Origin of the sequence: Pseudidiomarina salilacus, assembly GCF_047323925.1 — a bacterium.
Taxonomy (GTDB): Bacteria; Pseudomonadota; Gammaproteobacteria; order Enterobacterales; family Alteromonadaceae; genus Pseudidiomarina; species Pseudidiomarina salilacus.
The window spans coordinates 984,275-1,002,021 of the sequence record NZ_CP178751.1 but is presented as its reverse complement, the minus strand read 5'-3'; the positions used below and the strand labels follow the sequence as shown (position 1 = coordinate 1,002,021).

Below are 17,747 nucleotides of genomic sequence, written 5' to 3'. Positions count from 1 at the left end.
CACTCCTATTTGACTTCTTTGCCGGCTGCTTGCAAATCGGCGTGATACGAAGATCGCACTAAAGGACCGCTAGCGATATGGGTAAAGCCCATTTTCTCGCCTTCAACCCGGAACATCTCAAATTCGTCAGGGGTTACATAACGGGTGACCGGTAAATGATGACGACTCGGTTGCAAATACTGACCGATGGTCAGCATATCGACGTTGTGCGCGCGCAAGTCACGCATTACGTCAAGGATCTCTTCGTTGGTCTCACCAAGTCCAACCATTAAGCCTGATTTGGTACGGATGTCAGGGCGCTCTTCTTTATAGCGCTGCAGTAGGTCCAATGACCACTGATAGTTAGCTCCAGGACGTGCAGCTTTGTACATGCGCGGCACAGTCTCAAGGTTATGATTGAACACATCAGGCGCTTCATCACGCAAGATATCTAGCGCGACTTGCATACGACCACGGAAGTCAGGCACCAAAATTTCAACTTGGATGCCAGGTGACTGCACACGGATCTCACGAATACAGTCGGCGAAGTGCTGAGCACCGCCATCGCGCAAATCGTCGCGGTCTACCGAGGTGATCACCACATACTTGACTTTCATATCGCGAATGGTCGCACCAAGTTTAGTGGCTTCGTCTGGATCCACTGGCAGCGGACGACCATGGGCAACGTCACAAAATGGGCAACGGCGGGTACAGATTGCACCGAGTATCATAAAGGTCGCGGTGCCATGGTTGAAGCACTCGGGTAGATTAGGGCACGAAGCTTCTTCACATACCGAGTGTAGGCCATGCTTACGCATCGCTTGCTTGATTTCGTCGATGCGTTGGGTTGATGAGGGTAATTTAACCTTCAACCACTCTGGCTTACGCAACATTTGGTCACGCTCAGTTGGGACCACTTTCACCGGGATCAGCGCCATTTTATCGGCGTCGCGAAGTTTTACTCCGGGTTCAACTCTAACTGGCTTCGACATAGGCTTGTTCAAATCCTGTCTGTTCATGAATGTCTTGGTAACCCAAACGCTCGGCGAATACTGTGCAGACTCTTGCTGCTGCTTCGCTAACGTTCTGCGGGCCACCTAAATCTTTGCTTTGTACCATCTGCATGCCGGCGTAGCCGCAGGGATTAATGCGTAAAAATGGACTTAAGTCCATATTAACGTTTAGCGCTAAACCGTGAAACGAGCACCCTTTACGGATCCTTAAACCCAATGAGCAGAGCTTGTCGCTGCCAACGTAAACGCCAGGAGCGTCGGGTCTTGCCGCGGCTTTAATACCATACTCTTGCATAACAGCTACGATGGTTTCTTCAATGTGGGTCACTAATTGACGTACACCGATTTTCAATCGCCGTAAGTCGAGTAAGAAATAGACAACCAACTGACCCGGACCGTGGTAGGTCACCTGACCGCCACGGTCGACTTTAACGACTGGAATATCACCGGGTGCGAGCAAGTGTTCAGCTTTACCTGCTTGGCCTTGGGTAAAGACCGGTTCATGTTCGAGCACCCACAATTGATCGACCGATTCGCTATCGCGTTCGTCGGTAAATTTTTGCATGGCGTGCCAAACGGGTTCGTAGGCCTGTCGACCGAGCTGTCGGATGATCAGCTTAGAGGACATAGCGCACATCTTCGATGTCAGCTAATGCCTTATAGAGAGTTTCAATGTGGGTCTGGCTTTCGACTTTGACCTGAATTGAAACCGAGTGATAATTACCTTTGCTGCTTGGCTTTACGCTTGGGCTGTAATCGCCGGGGGCATGCTCTTGTGCAACTGCCACCACCGCGTCGGGTAGAGCTGGTGTAGCCACTCCCATCACTTTGAAAGTGAAGTGACATGGAAATTCAACCAGCTCATCGAAACGGGTTTTTTGCATGGCTTACGACTCCTTACTTAAATACGCTTGCTTGCTCGCGTGAAAGGCTTCCGCTAACTGTTGAGTTACGGCGCCACAACGACCAGCACCGATGATTATATCATCAATTTGGCCGATAGGCTGTACCTCACGGCTGGAGCTGGTAAGGAATAGCTCATCCAGTTGTTCTAAATCACTGACACTAAACGGCTCTTCACGAACTTCCAGCCCTAACTGACGGGCTAACTCCAATACCCACATGCGGGTGATACCAGGCAAAATCAAGTGATCGGCAGGAGCGGTGTACAAAATGCCATGCTTGACCGCGAAATAATTACTCGAAGCCCCCTCGGTAATCATGTCGTCGCGATGCAACAGCGGTTCAAGCGCGCCGCGTTGTTGGGCGACTTGTTTGAGCATGATATTGCCAAGTAAGCTAATGCTTTTGATGTCGCAGCGCAGCCAGCGAATATCTTCACACAATGTGACTTTGGCGGGCGTTGGAATATCCCAATGCACCGGCATTGGCGAGACGCTGGCAAAAATAGTTGGGTTGAGCTCGGTCTGCGGTAAATGCGAACGTTGTGCCTCAGCGCCGCGCGTGACCTGAAAATAAATCAGTCCATCGGTAATCGCGTTTTGCCGCAGTAATTGAGCAATGAGGCTCTGCCAAAAGGCATCCTCGCGGCTTGGTATATTCAGTGCCGCGAGCGAGCGGTGCAGCCGAGCCAAATGTTGCTCAAGCAAGAAAGGTTTGCCGCTATAAACTGGCACCACTTCATAAATGCCATCCGCAAACAAAAAGCCTCGGTCAAAAACCGAGACTTTTGCTTGATCTGCGGCGAGCCAGTCGCCGTTCAGGTAGACCGTTGAGCTCATTGAGTATTATTCCTCAAATTTGCGTAAGACCCAGTCGGTAAGCTGTTTAAAGATACCGCCTTCAGGCACATCAGTAAGCACCACTAGAGGGTAACTCGCAAGCGTGTCACCTTCAAATTGAATGGCCACGGTGCCGACGGTTGTTCCCTTGCTGAGCGGTGCCTCAAGCACGGTATCCAGTTCAATGCTGGCCTTCAGGTTGTCACGCTGACCACGTGGCAAGGTCATCACCGCGTCTTCGGCAATACCCAGCGCAACAGTGTCAGTTTCACCGCCCCATACGCGTTGATCAACGAAGCTATCGCCAGCACTGTATGCTTGCACTGTTTCGTAGTAACGGAACGCATAGTTGAGGAGCTTCTTACTCTCTACTTTACGCGCTTGCTCACTACTGGTCCCCATTACTACAGCGATAAAGCGGGTATCACCCTCGTAGGCTGAGGTCACGAGGCTGTAACCTGCTTCTTCAGTGTGACCGGTTTTAATGCCGTCAACGTTCATGCTGGCATCCCACAGCAATGAATTACGGTTGTATTGCTTAATAGAGTTGTAAGTAAATTCTTTCTCAGCGTAGATCTCGTACTCGCGCGGTACATCACGGATAAGTGCCGCTGCCAATGTTGCCATGTCTCGTGGCGAGGTGTATTGATTCGGATCAGGCAGACCATGGCTGTTGGCGAAGTTACTATTGCTCATGCCAAGCTCAACCGCATAAGTATTCATCATGTCGGCAAAAGCTGACTCGCTGCCGGCAATGTGTTCAGCCATGGCCACGCAAGCATCGTTACCTGATGAAATGATAATACCGCGGTTCAAGTCTTCGACGCTTACTTGCTTACCCACTTCAATGAACATCTTGGATGATTCAGGGAAGTTCTTGGCCCATGCATTTTCACTGATAGTCACCAGATCGGTAGGGGCGACACGGCCGTCTTGAATTTCGCGGCCAATGATATAACTGGTCATCATTTTCGTAAGGCTAGCAGGCGATAATTGGTCGTCAGCATTACCTTCCGCGATCACATATCCGGTAGTGTAATCCACTAGAATATAGCCCTTCGCATTGACTTGCGGCGGCGGTGGAATGATTTGCGCATGAGCAGCGACGATAAATAGGCTGGCACACACAGTGAGGGTTCGCGTGAACTGTTTGAATACAGATTGCATGGTTGTCTTTCTCTAATTTTTTTAAATGGAAATCTAGCGCACAAATATTACCACAGCTGAGCTGCAAAGGCAGTTGCTTAAGGGGTTACTGGAACGCGAAATACACCTTCTAATCCAGCATCACGTAATCTTTGCAGCATCTGATCGGTTTCAGTTGCGGCGAAGGGCCCTAGCAACACAGCATGTAGACCATTTTTCAGCTGAGTAGTTGCAGGCACATCATAGGTTGCGGCAAGTTGATCAGCGGTCTCACGACTCCGCTGGAGATCGCTTGAGGCGACAACCTGCACATAGTACTGTCCAGCATCGGCCAGTGGCGTCGTCAGTGCCAATTGTTGGTTGGTATTTTCTGGATGCAAAGCTTCGACGCGCACGCGTGCAGTTCCATTTGCCAACATACCCAACTTGTACGCTGCAACATAAGATAAATCGATGATCCGGTTACTATGGAAGGGGCCACGGTCATTGACCCGAACCACTACAGAACGTTGGTTCGCAAGATTAGTAACCCGCACATAAGTTGGCAACGGCAACGTTTTATGCGCTGCACTCATCGCATACATATCGTAGGTTTCGCCGTTGGAAGTTAGGTGGCCGTGAAATTTCTCGCCATACCAAGAGGCTAAACCTTCTTCACTAAAACCTCGGGCATCGGGGATAATGTTGTAGGTTTGACCAAATAAAGTATAGGTGCGATTGCCACCACGACTTGGCGGTTCGACCCGTGGCTCTGGCTCAATCAGCTCATCGGGGGTGGGCAGACGCGATGGGATACTGTCATGTTCTTGGCTGTAACGACTTGGCGGCGCCGAAGAGCTACAGGCAAATAGCGCAAAAGTGATAAGCGGAAGGAAGATTAAACGCAAACGCATGATCACCTCGAGTGAGTGGCAAAATATCCTATGGAATACGCTAAGATCGCACAGAACGCCTAGAGAAGTTAACTTTGGTTCAGGTAAAATTCTTGCAAACTATGCGCTCGATATACCTAAATTTAAGCGTGAATCAATCGTCGATTCGTTGCTATAGCCATAAGTAAACCAAAACCGGCGAGCAATGTCACCATCGATGTACCACCGTAGGAAATTAACGGTAATGGGACACCCACGACCGGTAGTAACCCTGAAACCATACCGATATTGACCAAAACGTAGATAAAAAAGGTTAGTGTCAGACTACCCGCTAGCAATTTTTGATACACCCGCTGCGCGCGATTGGCGATAATCATGCCACGAAAAATGATGAAGCCGTACAGCAATAAAAGCCCCAACACGCCGATGAGTCCAAATTCTTCACTAAAGACGGAGAAAATGAAATCGGTGTGTCGCTCGGGTAAAAATTCGAGTTGCGACTGGGTGCCTTGTAACCAGCCTTTACCTTCGATGCCTCCCGAGCCAATGGCGATTTTGGATTGGATGATTTGATAGCCCGCGCCCAGTGGATCCCGTTCGGGATCGAGGAAGGTCAACACGCGCTGGCGCTGGTAGTCACGCATCAGAAACATCCAGAGGATGGGTATAAATGAGCCTACTGCGACCAAAAAGATCGTAATCAAACGCCACGACATGCCCGCTAAAAATAGGACAAAAATACCCGATGAAGCGATCAACAGTGAGGTGCCAAGATCGGGTTGCTTGGCAATCATCAGCACTGGAATAATTAATAGAATAAAGGCCATAGCGAGACGACCGAGGGTCGGCGGCATGCCTTGCTCAGAAATAAACCAAGCGATCATCATGGGGACCGCCAACTTCATTAATTCGGAGGGCTGTATGGTAATAATCCCGAGATTCAGCCAGCGCTGGGCCCCCTTGCTGCTCTCGCCAACTAACAGCACTGCCAAGAGCAGTGCGATACCAAGCGCAAACAGCGGCAATGACCAGCGTTGAATGGTATCGAGCGGAATTTGAGCGATGACAAACATAGCAAAAAACGCGGCACCAATACGAATTGCTTGGCGTTCGGTCATGCCAAGATCTTGACCACTTGCGGAATAAACCGTGACGATACTCACCAAACCGGTAATCAACAAGGCGATAAACAGTGGCGCGTCGATGTGCAGCCGTTGTAGCAGCGATGGGCGTTGGTGATCATGGTGCATTGGCAACTACCTCGTCTGCTTTAAAGTAGGCGTCAAGTAATTGACGTGCCATCGGCGCCGCGACGCTACTACCACCACCGATAACGTTCTCAGCAGCGACGACCACTACAACTTCAGGCGCTTCAACCGGAGCGAAGCCAATATACATCGCGTTATCACGAAAACGTTCGTCAATCGCCTCGGCATCGTATTCTTCGTCTTGACCAATACTTTTTACCTGAGCGGTACCGGTTTTACCTGCTGATGTGTAAGGGGTATCACTGAAAGCTCTGCGCGACGAACTTTTAATACTAGTGACAACACCCTGCATCGCATCTAAAGCGATTTCCCAATGCTCAGGGTTCTTCAATTGCACTGGCGGTCGCTCTTCTACCACCGCGGGCAATTCGATACCACCGTCTTGAATCGCGCGCAACAAACGTGGCACTGGGCGCTTACCGCGATTTGCTAGTACCGCAGTTGAGACGGCAAGCTGCATCGGTGTCACCGTCCAGTAACTTTGGCCGATGCCGATGGAAACGGTTTCGCCCGCGTACCAAGGTTGATTAAAGCGAGCACGCTTCCAGCCTCGACTCGGCATCACTGCGGCGGATTCTTCGCCGATATCTATGCCGGTGCGCTCACCAAAGCCGTATTGGGTCATGTGCTCGGAAATAGTATCTACCCCAAGTTTCAGTGCAAGGTCATAGTAATAGGTATCACAACTCTCGATAATCGCCGTATTGATATCGACCCAACCATGTCCCCAAGACAACCAGTCACGGTAGCGATGATTAACCCCTTTGATTTGATACCAACCTGGATCCCAAATGCGGGTGTCAGCGGTGACAATCCCTTCTTCAAGGCCGACAATGCCGAGGTGCGGTTTGATCGTCGAAGCAGGTGGATAACCGCCTTGAGTTGCGCGATTCAGCAACGGCGAGTGACGCGAATTCAATAGGCTCTGGTACTGGGCCACAGTGATGCCCTGAGCGAACCAGTTCGGATCGTAACTGGGCTGACTCACCATCGCTAAGATTGCGCCATCGCGTGGGTCCATTAAGATCAAGCTACCACGATTTCCCGCTAGAATCTCTTGTGCGGCCTGTTGTAACTCGACATCTATTTCAAGCACTAAATCTTGTCCGGGGATCGGCGGTTCAACAGCAAGTGTGCGCAATTGCCGCCCATGAATGTCTACTTCAACTTGTTGATAACCAACAGTGCCATGTAGTTGCTCTTCGTAATAGCCTTCAACGCCCAACTTACCGATGGTGCGCGTTGCTGCATAGTTTGCGGCAACACCTTTGGCTTTGAGGCGCTCAGCATCGCGTTGATTGATTTTTGCAACATAACCCAAAGCGTGAGTAAGTGCTTCACCGTAGGGGTAGTGGCGAACCAGTCGAGCTTCGATACTAATACCGGGATATTCATGCTGGCGCGCCGCAAAAGTGGCAGCCTGTTGCTCGCTGAGTTGATCAAGCAAGATGACTTGCTCAAACCGTCGCTCGCGCAGGCGATTGCGCTCAAAGCGTTCCAGGTCTTCGGTGGTTAAGCCGAGAAGCTCAGTGAGGTCAGCCAGCGTTTGTTCGAGGTTAGGCACTCGCTCAGGAATTAACTCTAAACTTAGAACCGGCCGGTTTTCAGCAAGAATACGACCGTGACGGTCATAGATAATGCCGCGATTAGGAGCGAGAGGAACGACCTTGATACGGTTGTCATTAGAGCGCGTTTGAAATGTTTGAAAGTCGACCACTTGGAGTTGGTACATATTGACTAACAAGACACCGAAAACCGCTACCACCACAACTAAAGAAAATATCACCCGGCGGCCAAATAAAGCTGCCTCAGCGTGACGATCTCGAATAGCGGTACGGCGTTTTCTCATAGTTAGTCGCGATGGTAAGGATGGTTATTATTAATACTCCAAGCCCGATACAGTGCTTCTGCTACGATCACGCGCACCAGTGGGTGCGGTAAGGTGAGCGGGGACAAGCTCCAGCGTTCATCGGCAATGGCACAACATTCGGCGGCAAGCCCTTCGGGTCCACCGATGAGTAAACTGACATCGCGACCATCCATTTGCCAATGACCGAGTCGTTCAGCAAGTTTTGGGGTATCCCATGGGCGCCCATTCACTTCGAGCGTTACCACACGGTTGCCTTTGCCGATGGCCGCCAACATCGCGTCACCTTCTTGTTTGGTAAGGCGCGCAATATCGGCGTTTTTACCGCGTTTGCCAGCAGCAATTTCAATCAGTTGCAGCTGACAATCGGCAGGCAGACGTTTTGCGTAAGTCGTAAAGCCAGTGCTGACCCAATCAGGCATTTTTTGGCCCACTGCAATCAGCTGAATTCGCATTAACGCGGACCCCAGAGCTTTTCTAATTCGTAAAAGTCACGAATCGATTCTTGCATGACGTGGACCACTACGTCACCTAGGTCAACTAAAACCCATTCTGAGCTATCATCACCCTCAACGCCTAGCGGCGGGACGCCATGATGTTTGGCTTCGGTGGCAACATGATTAGCAAGACTCTTCACATGGGTTTTCGAGTTGCCTGAGCAAATCACCATAAATTCAGCTATATCGGTTTGATCGTGGACATCGAGAACTTTGATGTCACGACCCTTTAAGTCTTCAAGTTTATCGACCACGAAGTCGCGTAATTGTTCTGCTTGCAAAGAATATTTCTCCAGAAAAAAGCCCACGCTGGGCAAATCGTACTCATTTTGCAAAATAGCTTGCAAAAATGGCGGTAAGTTTACCACGGCTTGACGCGAAAAGCAGTGCCTTAGGGCTGGTGTTACTTGGCCAAATAAAGCCCTTGCTGATGAATATAGTCAGCGACTGCTGGGGCGACCCAGTGCCGCCATTCGCTGTGATTGGCAATGGCGCGACGCAAGCGGGTAGCCGAAACATCGATAGCCGGGGTCGCTAGGGTGAGAATGTGACCCGCTGTGCGTTGATGAAGTTCATAGCTGGTTGTCGCGCGATGTTGTTGATACAAGGCTTGGACTGCGGGAGACCATTGGCTGGCATGATGCGGGCGTTGCATGACCGCCAAGTGTGCGTAGCTTAAAAGCTGTTGCCAACCGTGCCAAGTATCGAGTTTCGCAAAGGCATCATCACCTAGTAAAAAGACCAGACCATCGTCGGGCCACTGCGCGCGCATCTGTTGCAAGGTCAAAAGGCTGTAAGATGGACCCTCACGGCGCAATTCACAGTCATCTACGTAGACTTGCGGTAGTTCGGCGTACGCGAGTTCGGTCATGCGCAGTCGTTGCGTTGCGCTGGCACCGGGATAATCCCTATGCGGCGGTTGTGCACTCGGGACGACATGCATGCAGTGGGCGCTCAGTTGCTGAAAAGCACTCAGTGAAGTTTCGATGTGCCCGCGATGAATCGGATCAAAGGTCCCGCCAAAAATGAGCCGTAACATTATTTATAAACTCGGCGCTTGCTGCGGTGCACATAGTAAGACCAGCAAGTGTGTATAAAGAGTGGCAAGCGACTCACCGGAATCACGTTTAAAAGCGTATTCTAAGCGCACCAGTAACTGACTGACCTGCACCATGTGGCGCGCCGAAAGACGCTTGGCGAAAGCCCGATACGCATGCTCTTGATTACGCCAGATGCCGAGTGCCATGAGCTCGCGCTGGCCAAGCCCTTGACCAAGGTTTTCTGCTTGCTGTAAGGCTTGTAATTTTTGCCATTCACGTTGCAACATCCAATTTAGAATGGCTACCTCAATTTCTTCTGCGAGCAGGCGTTGGAGTCGTTTCAGCGCAGTATTCAAATCACCAGCGACAATGGCATCTTGCAAGGCAAAGACCGTAAAGCGACTTTGATCTTGGCTTACTTCAGAAAGGGCTTGCGCAGTAATGGGCGCGGGTACATCACTGAGCGCAAGTTTTTGCAGTTCTTGATCAAGGGCGAGAAGGTTGCCTTCGTACCAATCGGCGAGCAACTGCACTGCATCGTTCGCCAGACTGAGTTGATAGCGTTGTGCGCGCTGTTGCACGAAACGCGGCATTTCTCTTCTATCAGGACTATTGGCTTGTAGCATCGGCCCAGCTTGTTGCAACAACTGAAACCATTTCGCTTTTAATTGCTCTTGTTTGAGTTTAGGCCCCGTAAGGACCAAGATTTGATCGTCGGGAAGTTGCTCACAGTAACGTTTCAGGGCGTCAGCACCCTCACGCCCGGGCTTGGCTTCTGGTAGTTCAAGCTCGATTAAACGTTTCGTTGAAAACAGCCCTAAGTTTGCGCTTTCATTGTGCAGCTGCTGCCAGTCAAATTGTCCGTCTTGCACCCAGCGCAAGCGTTCGTCGATACCTTGTTGTCTGGCTTGCTGACGAATTAATTGTAAGGCGTCATCAATGAGCAGGGGGCTATCGCTGAAAATACCGATGAGCGCGGGCAGACCGTGTTGCTTAAGTTGCTCCGGAAGCTGCGCTAGTTGCATGGTTTTACTCGCCAGTGCTGGCGCTGACGCGCGCGATCACTTGCCGCAGAAGTTGTTGTGCTGCCTGTTCCCGCATTTCTGCCACGAGAATTTCACGCTCGCGCGTTTTTGCTAAGGCGAAATTAGGGTCATCTTGGTAGTCGCGAAAAACTTCCACTGCTAGCGCGATACTGCGACCCTGTGGATCGCGCAACAGGTAATTGACTTGATAAATCAGTTCATATTCGGCGACTTGACCACTTGCCGACAAGCTCAAGGTACGCCGAGTCAGCGTATCGTCAACAATTTCAACTTGATAAACACCCGACTGCTCAACGAGCTCGATACCTGCTTGCGCGAAGCGATCTTTAGCTTGCTCGGCAAATTCGCTGAACTGAGGCGCCTGTAGTTGCATTTGTTGCAGTTGTTCAGGGAGTTGATAACTGCCTTGTAAGCGAAAACCACAACTGCTCAAAACAACAATTGACGTTAGCAAGAGTGCGAATTTGAGCAGTTGAGTCATAGCCAGTTTAAACCTTAATTAGCAACAATGTTGACCAGTTTCCCTGGCACATAGATTTGTTTACGAATGGTTTTGTCGGTGATGAAGCGTTGCACGTTTTCGTCGGCTAAAGCTGCTTCGATCACTGTCGCTTGCTCGGCATCTGCGGCGACTTCGATCTTGCCGCGTACTTTACCATTCACTTGCACTACTACGAGGATACTGCTCGCCACCAAGGCACTAGCATCAACTTGTGGCCATTCGGCAAACACGATGTCGTCTTCGTGACCTAACTGTTGCCACAATACCTCACTTAAGTGCGGTGTGACCGGAGCCAGCATCAATACGACAGCGTCTAGCGCTTCACGCATAATGCCAAGGTCCACTGGACTCTCGAGCGGCGCTTTCTGTAGCCGGTTCAACAGCTCCATGATCGCCGCAATCGCGGTATTGAAGTTCTGCCGGCGCCCCATGTCATCGCTGACTTTTTCAATGGTGCGGTGAACCTCGCGGCGCAACTCTTCTTGTGCGCTGTTTAACTGGCTAAAGTCGTTACTATGCTCAGCGTCAGCATGCTCGAGATAGTCGGCAACTAAGCGCCAGACCCGACGTAAAAAGCGCTGTGCACCTTCAACACCGGAATCTGACCATTCTAAGGTTGCTTCCGGTGGCGCGGCAAACATCATGAATAGCCGTACCGTATCAGCACCATATTTGTCGATCATCAATTGTGGGTCGATACCGTTGTTCTTCGACTTCGACATTTTCGTCATGCCGCCGTAGATGACTTCTTTACCATCGCTACGCAGCACCGCTTTAACGATACGGCCTTTGCTGTCGCGCTCAGCAATATCGACGTCAGTTGGTGAGTACCAAGTAATCTTGCCGTTTGCCGCCTCTCGGTAATAGCTGTCGGCCAGTACCATTCCCTGCGTTAACAAGCGCTTGAACGGCTCGTCTGAGCTCACTAAGCCAGTATCACGCAAGAGTTTATGGAAGAACCGTGAGTACAATAGGTGCAATATCGCGTGTTCAATGCCGCCAATGTATTGATCGACCGGCAACCAATAATTCGCTTGCTCCGGATCTAGCATGCCGTCGTTGAAATTAGCGCTGCAGTAGCGAGCGTAATACCAGCTAGACTCCATAAAGGTGTCGAAGGTATCGGTTTCGTGTTCCGCAGGTTGACCATTGTAGGTGGTCTTGCGCCATTCTGGATCGGCTTTAAGCGGTGACTGGGTGCCATTCATCACCACGTCTTCCGGCAACTTAACCGGCAGCTGATCGGCAGGAACCGGTACTGAGCTGCCATCGGGCAAGTTCAGCATTGGAATGGGTGCGCCCCAGTAGCGTTGGCGTGATACGCCCCAGTCGCGCAAACGGTAGTTCACTTGACGACGTCCGATACCGCGCTGTTGCAGTTCGTCGGCAATGGCATCAAAGGCAGCTTCACTGCTCAAGCCAGAGTAGGGACCCGAGTTGATGGTCGTGCCTTTCTCGGTGATGGCGGCTTGTTGAATATTGTGTTCGCCTTGCGCGGGCTCGATGACCGGCACAATCGGTAATTGATACACAGTAGCAAATTCCCAATCGCGCTGATCATGGCCCGGTACTGCCATAATAGCCCCTGAACCGTAATCCATGAGGACAAAGTTGGCGACCCAAATTGGTAACCGCTCACCGGTTAATGGATGTTCAGCAAAGAAGCCTGTGGCCATACCTTTTTTATCAATAGTGGCAAGTTCAGCTTCTGCCATCTTGGTATTTTTGATCGTTTCAATAAACGCGGCTAATTCAGGGTTTGCTGCAGCGGCGCGTTGCGCGAGCGGATGCTGAGCAGCGACGGCCATGTAGGTGACACCGAACAGTGTGTCTGGGCGAGTGGTATAAACCGTCAGGTGCTCATCGCTGTCGATGATACTGAAATCAATCTCAACCCCTTCAGAGCGCCCAATCCAATTGCGCTGCATAATTTTGACTTGCTCAGGCCAGCCGTCTAACTGGTCTAAATCAGCAAGTAATTCATCGGCATAATCGGTGATTTTGATAAACCACTGCGGGATTTCTTTTTGCTCAACTGGAGCGCCCGAGCGCCACCCTTTACCGTCGATGACTTGTTCGTTGGCAAGTACAGTTTGGTCAATTGGATCCCAATTGACGGTGGCATTCTTTTTATAAACCAAGCCCTTCTCATAAAGCTTAGTGAAGAACCACTGTTCCCAACGATAATAATCAGGTTGGCAGGTTGCCAGCTCACGTGACCAGTCGTAGCCAAAACCGAGTGATTTTAGCTGCTTGCGCATGTACGCAATGTTTTCGTAAGTCCACTTTGCGGGTGCCGTTTCGTTGGCAATAGCAGCGTTTTCAGCAGGCAGACCAAACGCATCCCAGCCCATCGGCTGCAATACATTTTTGCCTTGCATGCGCTGGTAGCGCGAAACCACATCGCCAAGCGTGTAGTTGCGCACATGCCCCATGTGGAGCTTGCCACTTGGGTAGGGAAACATTGATAAACAATAAAACTTTTCTTTGCCAGGTTGCTCTGTAACCTGAAAAACCTGATCATTTTCCCAGCGCTGTTGTACAGCTGCTTCAATGTGAGCTGGATCGTAATTATCCTGCGTTATTTTTGACATCTCTGAATCCATTGTTCGATGCTGTTGCTTACAGCGCGTACCACATTAACAGGGTAATGACTAAACCGGCGATACCGAAGAACGCGTACTCAACGCGCGCTTCTTGCTGTGCTTCCGCATTATCTGGGTCGCGGTGAAAGATAAACATGCCGAGGCTAGAAACGCCGAGCGTACCAGCGGCTGTTAGAATCGCAAAAAGAATGGCAGCAAAGATATTTTCCATGGTCTATTCCAACTCAGTGTGATGAGAAACGAAATTGTGTATACAGTTTACTGATTTTGACGCCGAATGACTACGGGTATGGCGCCACAAATCAACACCAGTAGCGCAAAAATCCATGCGCCCCAGCTGCCTATGAGGCTATAAGGAGTTATTCCGCGTACCGCAGGTACTTCAGCACTCAAGGTCGCCGCCTTAAATTGCGGTAATGCAGCGAGCCATTTGCCACGTTCATCAATGACCGCGGTGATACCATTATTGGTCGAGCGAATCAGTGGGCGACCTAGTTCAATAGCGCGCATGCGAGCTATTTGCATGTGTTGCGCAGGACCATGAGAGCGGCCAAACCAAGTATCGTTGCTGACCGTCAATAAAAAGTCAGTCGCTGGAGTGAAGTTAGCCAGCACCTGCTGTGGAAAAGCAATTTCGTAACAGATCGCTGTGGTAAGCAGCCAGCCTTTGGCACGCAGAGGCTCCTGCTTATAATCGCCACGGGTAAACGATGACATTGGCAAGTTGAACAATGGCGCTAATGGCCGCAATAGATCGCCAAAGGGAACGAACTCGCCAATAGGGAGCAATTGATGCTTCTGATAACGGTTCGTATGGCCGTGCTGATAGTCTTCTTGCACGCCATCGCTGGCGTCCTGGCCTAGCGCAATCACTGAGTTGAAATACTGATCTTGCTCGATATCGATAATACCGGTAATCAATGCCGTTTCAGTTTTGCGCATTTCATCATGAATCACTGCCAGTACATCATCGGTGTAGGGTTCTGGCATAGTCACCGCAGACTCAGGCCAAACAATGAGGTCGTGTTCTGCGTGCAACTGGCGACTAAAATCGAGGTACCGATTGAGCGTCGGCCAGTGTTGATCAGGGTTCCACTTTATCGACTGCTGAATATTGCCTTGCACGATGCCAACTTTCACGACTTCACCGGTGCGCTCGATAGCGGTCAGTTGCGGTAGTAGTAGAGGAATAACGAGTAATAGTGCTGCACTGGCAAGGGTTGGCCAGTAGCGTTGCTGGTAGGCCCGAAAAACAATGAGCGCAATGCTCACAATCACCAAGCTTAAGCCGCTCACGCCAAGCCAGCTGGCGTAGTTCGCGAGCCAAGTATCAGTTTGCGTGTAACCGAGTTCCAGCCACGGGAAGCCGGTGAGCACCCAACCACGTAAGGCCTCCGCAAGCGCCCAAGTCAGTGGCAAACTCCAATAGGCAAGTGGATGGACCCGCAGCGTTAACCAACGCCAACTGAACAGCGCCAACGCTGGGAACAGACTGAGGTATAAGAACAGTAGTAGCAAGATACCTATTGAAGCCAGCGGATGAAGGCCGCCAAAGGTATCAATACTGACATAAATCCAACTCAGACTGGCGGCAAACCAACCAAAGCCAAAATAGTAGCCGAGACGCCATGCATTGCCGCTCGATTTGTTGTGAATCAACCCGATAAGTAAGCTTAACACCACAAACGGCAGCCACGCTTGATAGAAGGGGGCGTAGCTGAACACCATTAGCAAGCCTAAAACAAAACAAGCTACGCGAGTGAGCGCAGCTTGCCAGCGTCGTGATTGCCAGACCATGGCTTACGAGTCCGTAGTGGTGGCCGGTGGTGGCTCGGGAAAGCTCACTTGCAGCTGTTGAATACGGCGTTTATCGGCACTTGTCACTTTAAAGTGAATATCTTGAATACTGATTTCTTCGCCTGGCTTGGGCAAGTGGCCGAAACCGTGGGCGACCATGCCGCCAATGGTATCGTATTCCTCGTCGCCAAACTGGGTACCGAAATAGTCGTTGAAATCTTCAATCGTAGTCAGTGCTTTCACTGAATAACGCGATTTGTTGATTCGACGAATATCAGCGCGAGTATCTTCATTGATATCGGTTTCATCCTCGATATCACCGACGATCTCTTCCAAGATATCTTCGATGGTGACCAGTCCAGACACACCGCCATATTCATCGACAACGATAGCCATGTGGTAGCGCTGCGAGCGGAACTCTTTAAGAAGCACGTCAACGCGTTTGCCCTCGGGCACAATCACCGCAGGGCGAATCACTTTATGTAAGGAAAACTCTTCATCGGTCATACCAAAGCCATAGGACAACAGGTCTTTGGCAAGCAGAATACCCTCAACATGGTCTTTGTTTTCACTGACCACCGGATAACGGCTATGTTGCGCGTCGATCACGATAGGTAAAAAAGCATCAACCGTTTGATTGATATCGATGGTCACCATTTGCGAACGCGGCACCATAATATCGCGGACTTTAAGTTCAGCGACATCAAGCACGCCTTCAATCATTTCTTTGGTGTCGTTATCAATCAAGTCACGTTCTTCAGCGTCTTGAATGAGATCAACTAACTCTTCTCGACTGTTCGGTTCTCCGGTAAACAGTGCTAACAATTTGCTAGCCCATGATTTACGCGCAGAACCGTTGGTAGAGTGGGGATGGTCATCGCTCATTAGCGGGTAGTGCTCCGTTTATTCACCAACAGTGGCATAAGGGTCAGAATACCCTAATTCCGATAAAATTGAAGTCTCCAGCTGCTCCATATGTTCAGCTTCGTCGTCTTCAATATGGTCATAACCTAGCAAATGCAAGGTTCCGTGTACAATCATGTGGGCCCAATGTGCGACCAATGGCTTGTGTTGTTCGGTCGCTTCGCGTGCGACGACCGGGGCACATACCACCAAGTCACCCAACAAGGTCACAGGCAGAGGAATGGGGGCTTCAAATGGAAAAGACAAGACATTGGTCGCATAGTCGCGTTCACGGTATGTCTGATTGAGTTCTAAGCCTTCGGCTTCGTCCACAATACGTACTGTTAACTCACAGTCTTCCAGTTGCTGTTGGGCAGCGCTGATAGCGGCCGCGACCCAAGCTGTAAGCTGTTCAGTAGTCGGTAGTTCGCTCGCGGTGCTTGCTACCTGTCGATCGACCGCAAGGTTCATGCTTTAGGCTCTTCAAAACTCTCGTACGCTTGCACGATACGTTGCACGACTGGGTGTCGGACCACGTCGCCCGCTTGGAAGAAGGTAAAACTCACATCTTCAACATCACGCAACACTTCGATGACATGGCGTAAGCCAGATTTTTGCCCGCGCGGTAGGTCAACCTGCGTGATATCACCGGTGATCACCGCTCTGGAGTTAAAGCCGATACGGGTCAGGAACATCTTCATTTGTTCGCACGTCGTGTTTTGGCTTTCATCCAAAATGATGAATGCGTCATTGAGCGTACGGCCACGCATGTAAGCCAGTGGCGCGACTTCAATAACGTTGCGTTCGATCAGTTTCTCAACTTTTTCGAAGCCAAGCATTTCGAATAGAGCGTCATAAAGCGGACGTAAATAAGGATCTACTTTTTGCGCCAAATCGCCAGGTAAGAAGCCCAGTTTTTCACCCGCTTCAACCGCTGGGCGGGTAAGCAAAATGCGGCGGATTTCTTGACGTTCCAGTGCATCGACCGCGGCTGCAACCGCTAAATAGGTTTTGCCGGTGCCCGCAGGACCGACGCCGAAGTTCACATCATGGCTCAAAATCGCTCGAACATACTCAGCTTGATTATGATTGCGCGGCTTAATCAGGCCACGCTTGGTCTTGATGTGCGTCATTTTCTCAGCGGCTGGGTCGCCATGCCCTTGCTCAAGCACATTCGCCTGTTGAATCGCTAAATGCACTTGTTGAGGTTCGATTTCACCGGGTGCACCTTTGGCTGGCGCGGTATCCACATAAAGTTCGCGCAGCAGCTTTGCCGCCGCATTCACTGTGTGTTGTGGACCGATTAAACGGAAGTCTTGGTTGCGGTAAGTAATTTCGATACCGAGGCGGCGTTCAATGTGCTTCAAATTCTCATCGAAGGGGCCGCAAAGCTCAGCCAGACGCCGGCTATCGGCCGGCTCTAGTTGAATATCTAAAGTTGTGATCTTAGGACTCAAAAAAACCTCTAA

Annotated in this window: 19 protein-coding genes; all 19 read right to left on the bottom strand. The window is 50.6% G+C overall.

Annotation, left to right across the window (positions count from 1 at the left end):
• Positions 1–5: 5 nt before the first annotated feature.
• Positions 6–971, bottom strand: a complete 966-nt coding sequence (gene lipA, locus ACJ8W9_RS04930) for a lipoyl synthase (RefSeq protein ID WP_411360559.1) — start codon at positions 969–971, stop codon at positions 6–8.
• Positions 955–1,620: a lipoyl(octanoyl) transferase LipB gene (gene lipB, locus ACJ8W9_RS04925; protein WP_411358771.1), complete on the bottom strand. Its 666-nt coding sequence runs from the start codon at positions 1,618–1,620 to the stop codon at positions 955–957. Before lipB ends, lipA begins: the two co-directional genes overlap by 17 nt.
• Entirely contained in the window at positions 1,610–1,876 is a 267-nt protein-coding gene (gene ybeD, locus ACJ8W9_RS04920; protein ID WP_411360558.1) for a DUF493 family protein YbeD, read from the bottom strand. Before ybeD ends, lipB begins: the two co-directional genes overlap by 11 nt.
• Before the next feature lie 3 nt (positions 1,877–1,879).
• Positions 1,880–2,734 (bottom strand): D-amino acid aminotransferase, encoded by an 855-nt coding sequence (locus tag ACJ8W9_RS04915; protein WP_411358769.1) that lies wholly within the window; start codon positions 2,732–2,734, stop codon positions 1,880–1,882.
• A 6-nt stretch (positions 2,735–2,740) separates the two neighbouring features.
• Positions 2,741–3,901 carry a serine hydrolase gene (locus ACJ8W9_RS04910; RefSeq protein ID WP_411358768.1) on the bottom strand — a complete coding sequence of 387 codons (1,161 nt, stop codon included), beginning with the start codon at positions 3,899–3,901 and terminating at the stop codon, positions 2,741–2,743.
• Positions 3,902–3,978: 77 nt separating this feature from the next.
• Positions 3,979–4,773: a septal ring lytic transglycosylase RlpA family protein gene (locus tag ACJ8W9_RS04905; protein WP_411358767.1), complete on the bottom strand. Its 795-nt coding sequence runs from the start codon at positions 4,771–4,773 to the stop codon at positions 3,979–3,981.
• A gap of 122 nt (positions 4,774–4,895) precedes the next feature.
• Positions 4,896–6,002 (bottom strand): rod shape-determining protein RodA, encoded by a 1,107-nt coding sequence (gene rodA, locus ACJ8W9_RS04900; RefSeq protein WP_411358766.1) that lies wholly within the window; start codon positions 6,000–6,002, stop codon positions 4,896–4,898.
• Entirely contained in the window at positions 5,992–7,869 is a 1,878-nt protein-coding gene (mrdA, locus tag ACJ8W9_RS04895) for a penicillin-binding protein 2 (protein WP_411360557.1), read from the bottom strand. Before mrdA ends, rodA begins: the two co-directional genes overlap by 11 nt.
• 2 nt (positions 7,870–7,871) lie before the next feature.
• Positions 7,872–8,342 carry a 23S rRNA (pseudouridine(1915)-N(3))-methyltransferase RlmH gene (rlmH, locus tag ACJ8W9_RS04890; RefSeq protein ID WP_411358764.1) on the bottom strand — a complete coding sequence of 157 codons (471 nt, stop codon included), beginning with the start codon at positions 8,340–8,342 and terminating at the stop codon, positions 7,872–7,874.
• Entirely contained in the window at positions 8,342–8,665 is a 324-nt protein-coding gene (rsfS, locus tag ACJ8W9_RS04885) for a ribosome silencing factor (protein ID WP_034732753.1), read from the bottom strand. Before rsfS ends, rlmH begins: the two co-directional genes overlap by 1 nt.
• A gap of 122 nt (positions 8,666–8,787) precedes the next feature.
• A complete protein-coding gene (gene nadD / locus ACJ8W9_RS04880; RefSeq protein ID WP_411358763.1) occupies positions 8,788–9,423 on the bottom strand; it encodes a nicotinate-nucleotide adenylyltransferase in 636 nt (211 codons plus the stop codon).
• 3 nt (positions 9,424–9,426) lie between these two features.
• Positions 9,427–10,449 carry a DNA polymerase III subunit delta gene (gene holA / locus ACJ8W9_RS04875; RefSeq protein ID WP_411358762.1) on the bottom strand — a complete coding sequence of 341 codons (1,023 nt, stop codon included), beginning with the start codon at positions 10,447–10,449 and terminating at the stop codon, positions 9,427–9,429.
• Between the two features lie 4 nt (positions 10,450–10,453).
• Entirely contained in the window at positions 10,454–10,951 is a 498-nt protein-coding gene (gene lptE, locus ACJ8W9_RS04870) for an LPS assembly lipoprotein LptE (RefSeq protein ID WP_411358761.1), read from the bottom strand.
• Between the two features lie 14 nt (positions 10,952–10,965).
• A complete protein-coding gene (gene leuS / locus ACJ8W9_RS04865) occupies positions 10,966–13,566 on the bottom strand; it encodes a leucine--tRNA ligase (RefSeq protein WP_411360556.1) in 2,601 nt (866 codons plus the stop codon).
• Between the two features lie 28 nt (positions 13,567–13,594).
• Positions 13,595–13,789 carry a hypothetical protein gene (locus ACJ8W9_RS04860; RefSeq protein WP_034732545.1) on the bottom strand — a complete coding sequence of 65 codons (195 nt, stop codon included), beginning with the start codon at positions 13,787–13,789 and terminating at the stop codon, positions 13,595–13,597.
• A 47-nt stretch (positions 13,790–13,836) separates the two neighbouring features.
• Positions 13,837–15,375 carry an apolipoprotein N-acyltransferase gene (gene lnt / locus ACJ8W9_RS04855; RefSeq protein WP_411358759.1) on the bottom strand — a complete coding sequence of 513 codons (1,539 nt, stop codon included), beginning with the start codon at positions 15,373–15,375 and terminating at the stop codon, positions 13,837–13,839.
• 3 nt (positions 15,376–15,378) lie between these two features.
• Positions 15,379–16,260, bottom strand: a complete 882-nt coding sequence (gene corC / locus ACJ8W9_RS04850; RefSeq protein ID WP_411358758.1) for a CNNM family magnesium/cobalt transport protein CorC — start codon at positions 16,258–16,260, stop codon at positions 15,379–15,381.
• Positions 16,261–16,278: 18 nt separating this feature from the next.
• Positions 16,279–16,749, bottom strand: a complete 471-nt coding sequence (gene ybeY / locus ACJ8W9_RS04845) for an rRNA maturation RNase YbeY (protein WP_034732542.1) — start codon at positions 16,747–16,749, stop codon at positions 16,279–16,281.
• Positions 16,746–17,735, bottom strand: a complete 990-nt coding sequence (locus ACJ8W9_RS04840; protein WP_411358757.1) for a PhoH family protein — start codon at positions 17,733–17,735, stop codon at positions 16,746–16,748. Before ACJ8W9_RS04840 ends, ybeY begins: the two co-directional genes overlap by 4 nt.
• Positions 17,736–17,747: the final 12 nt, after the last annotated feature.

What these genes read in the sequence shown, in the direction of transcription:
- lipA (WP_411360559.1), bottom strand. Translation starts at nt 971, where the DNA reads ATGTCGAAGCCAGTTAGAGTTGAACCCGGAGTAAAACTTCGCGACGCC.
- lipB (WP_411358771.1), bottom strand. Translation starts at nt 1,620, where the DNA reads ATGTCCTCTAAGCTGATCATCCGACAGCTCGGTCGACAGGCCTACGAA.
- ybeD (WP_411360558.1), bottom strand. Translation starts at nt 1,876, where the DNA reads ATGCAAAAAACCCGTTTCGATGAGCTGGTTGAATTTCCATGTCACTTC.
- ACJ8W9_RS04915 (WP_411358769.1), bottom strand. Translation starts at nt 2,734, where the DNA reads ATGAGCTCAACGGTCTACCTGAACGGCGACTGGCTCGCCGCAGATCAA.
- ACJ8W9_RS04910 (WP_411358768.1), bottom strand. Translation starts at nt 3,901, where the DNA reads ATGCAATCTGTATTCAAACAGTTCACGCGAACCCTCACTGTGTGTGCC.
- ACJ8W9_RS04905 (WP_411358767.1), bottom strand. Translation starts at nt 4,773, where the DNA reads ATGCGTTTGCGTTTAATCTTCCTTCCGCTTATCACTTTTGCGCTATTT.
- rodA (WP_411358766.1), bottom strand. Translation starts at nt 6,002, where the DNA reads ATGCACCATGATCACCAACGCCCATCGCTGCTACAACGGCTGCACATC.
- mrdA (WP_411360557.1), bottom strand. Translation starts at nt 7,869, where the DNA reads ATGAGAAAACGCCGTACCGCTATTCGAGATCGTCACGCTGAGGCAGCT.
- rlmH (WP_411358764.1), bottom strand. Translation starts at nt 8,342, where the DNA reads ATGCGAATTCAGCTGATTGCAGTGGGCCAAAAAATGCCTGATTGGGTC.
- nadD (WP_411358763.1), bottom strand. Translation starts at nt 9,423, where the DNA reads ATGTTACGGCTCATTTTTGGCGGGACCTTTGATCCGATTCATCGCGGG.
- holA (WP_411358762.1), bottom strand. Translation starts at nt 10,449, where the DNA reads ATGCAACTAGCGCAGCTTCCGGAGCAACTTAAGCAACACGGTCTGCCC.
- lptE (WP_411358761.1), bottom strand. Translation starts at nt 10,951, where the DNA reads ATGACTCAACTGCTCAAATTCGCACTCTTGCTAACGTCAATTGTTGTT.
- leuS (WP_411360556.1), bottom strand. Translation starts at nt 13,566, where the DNA reads ATGTCAAAAATAACGCAGGATAATTACGATCCAGCTCACATTGAAGCA.
- ACJ8W9_RS04860 (WP_034732545.1), bottom strand. Translation starts at nt 13,789, where the DNA reads ATGGAAAATATCTTTGCTGCCATTCTTTTTGCGATTCTAACAGCCGCT.
- lnt (WP_411358759.1), bottom strand. Translation starts at nt 15,375, where the DNA reads ATGGTCTGGCAATCACGACGCTGGCAAGCTGCGCTCACTCGCGTAGCT.
- corC (WP_411358758.1), bottom strand. Translation starts at nt 16,260, where the DNA reads ATGAGCGATGACCATCCCCACTCTACCAACGGTTCTGCGCGTAAATCA.
- ybeY (WP_034732542.1), bottom strand. Translation starts at nt 16,749, where the DNA reads ATGAACCTTGCGGTCGATCGACAGGTAGCAAGCACCGCGAGCGAACTA.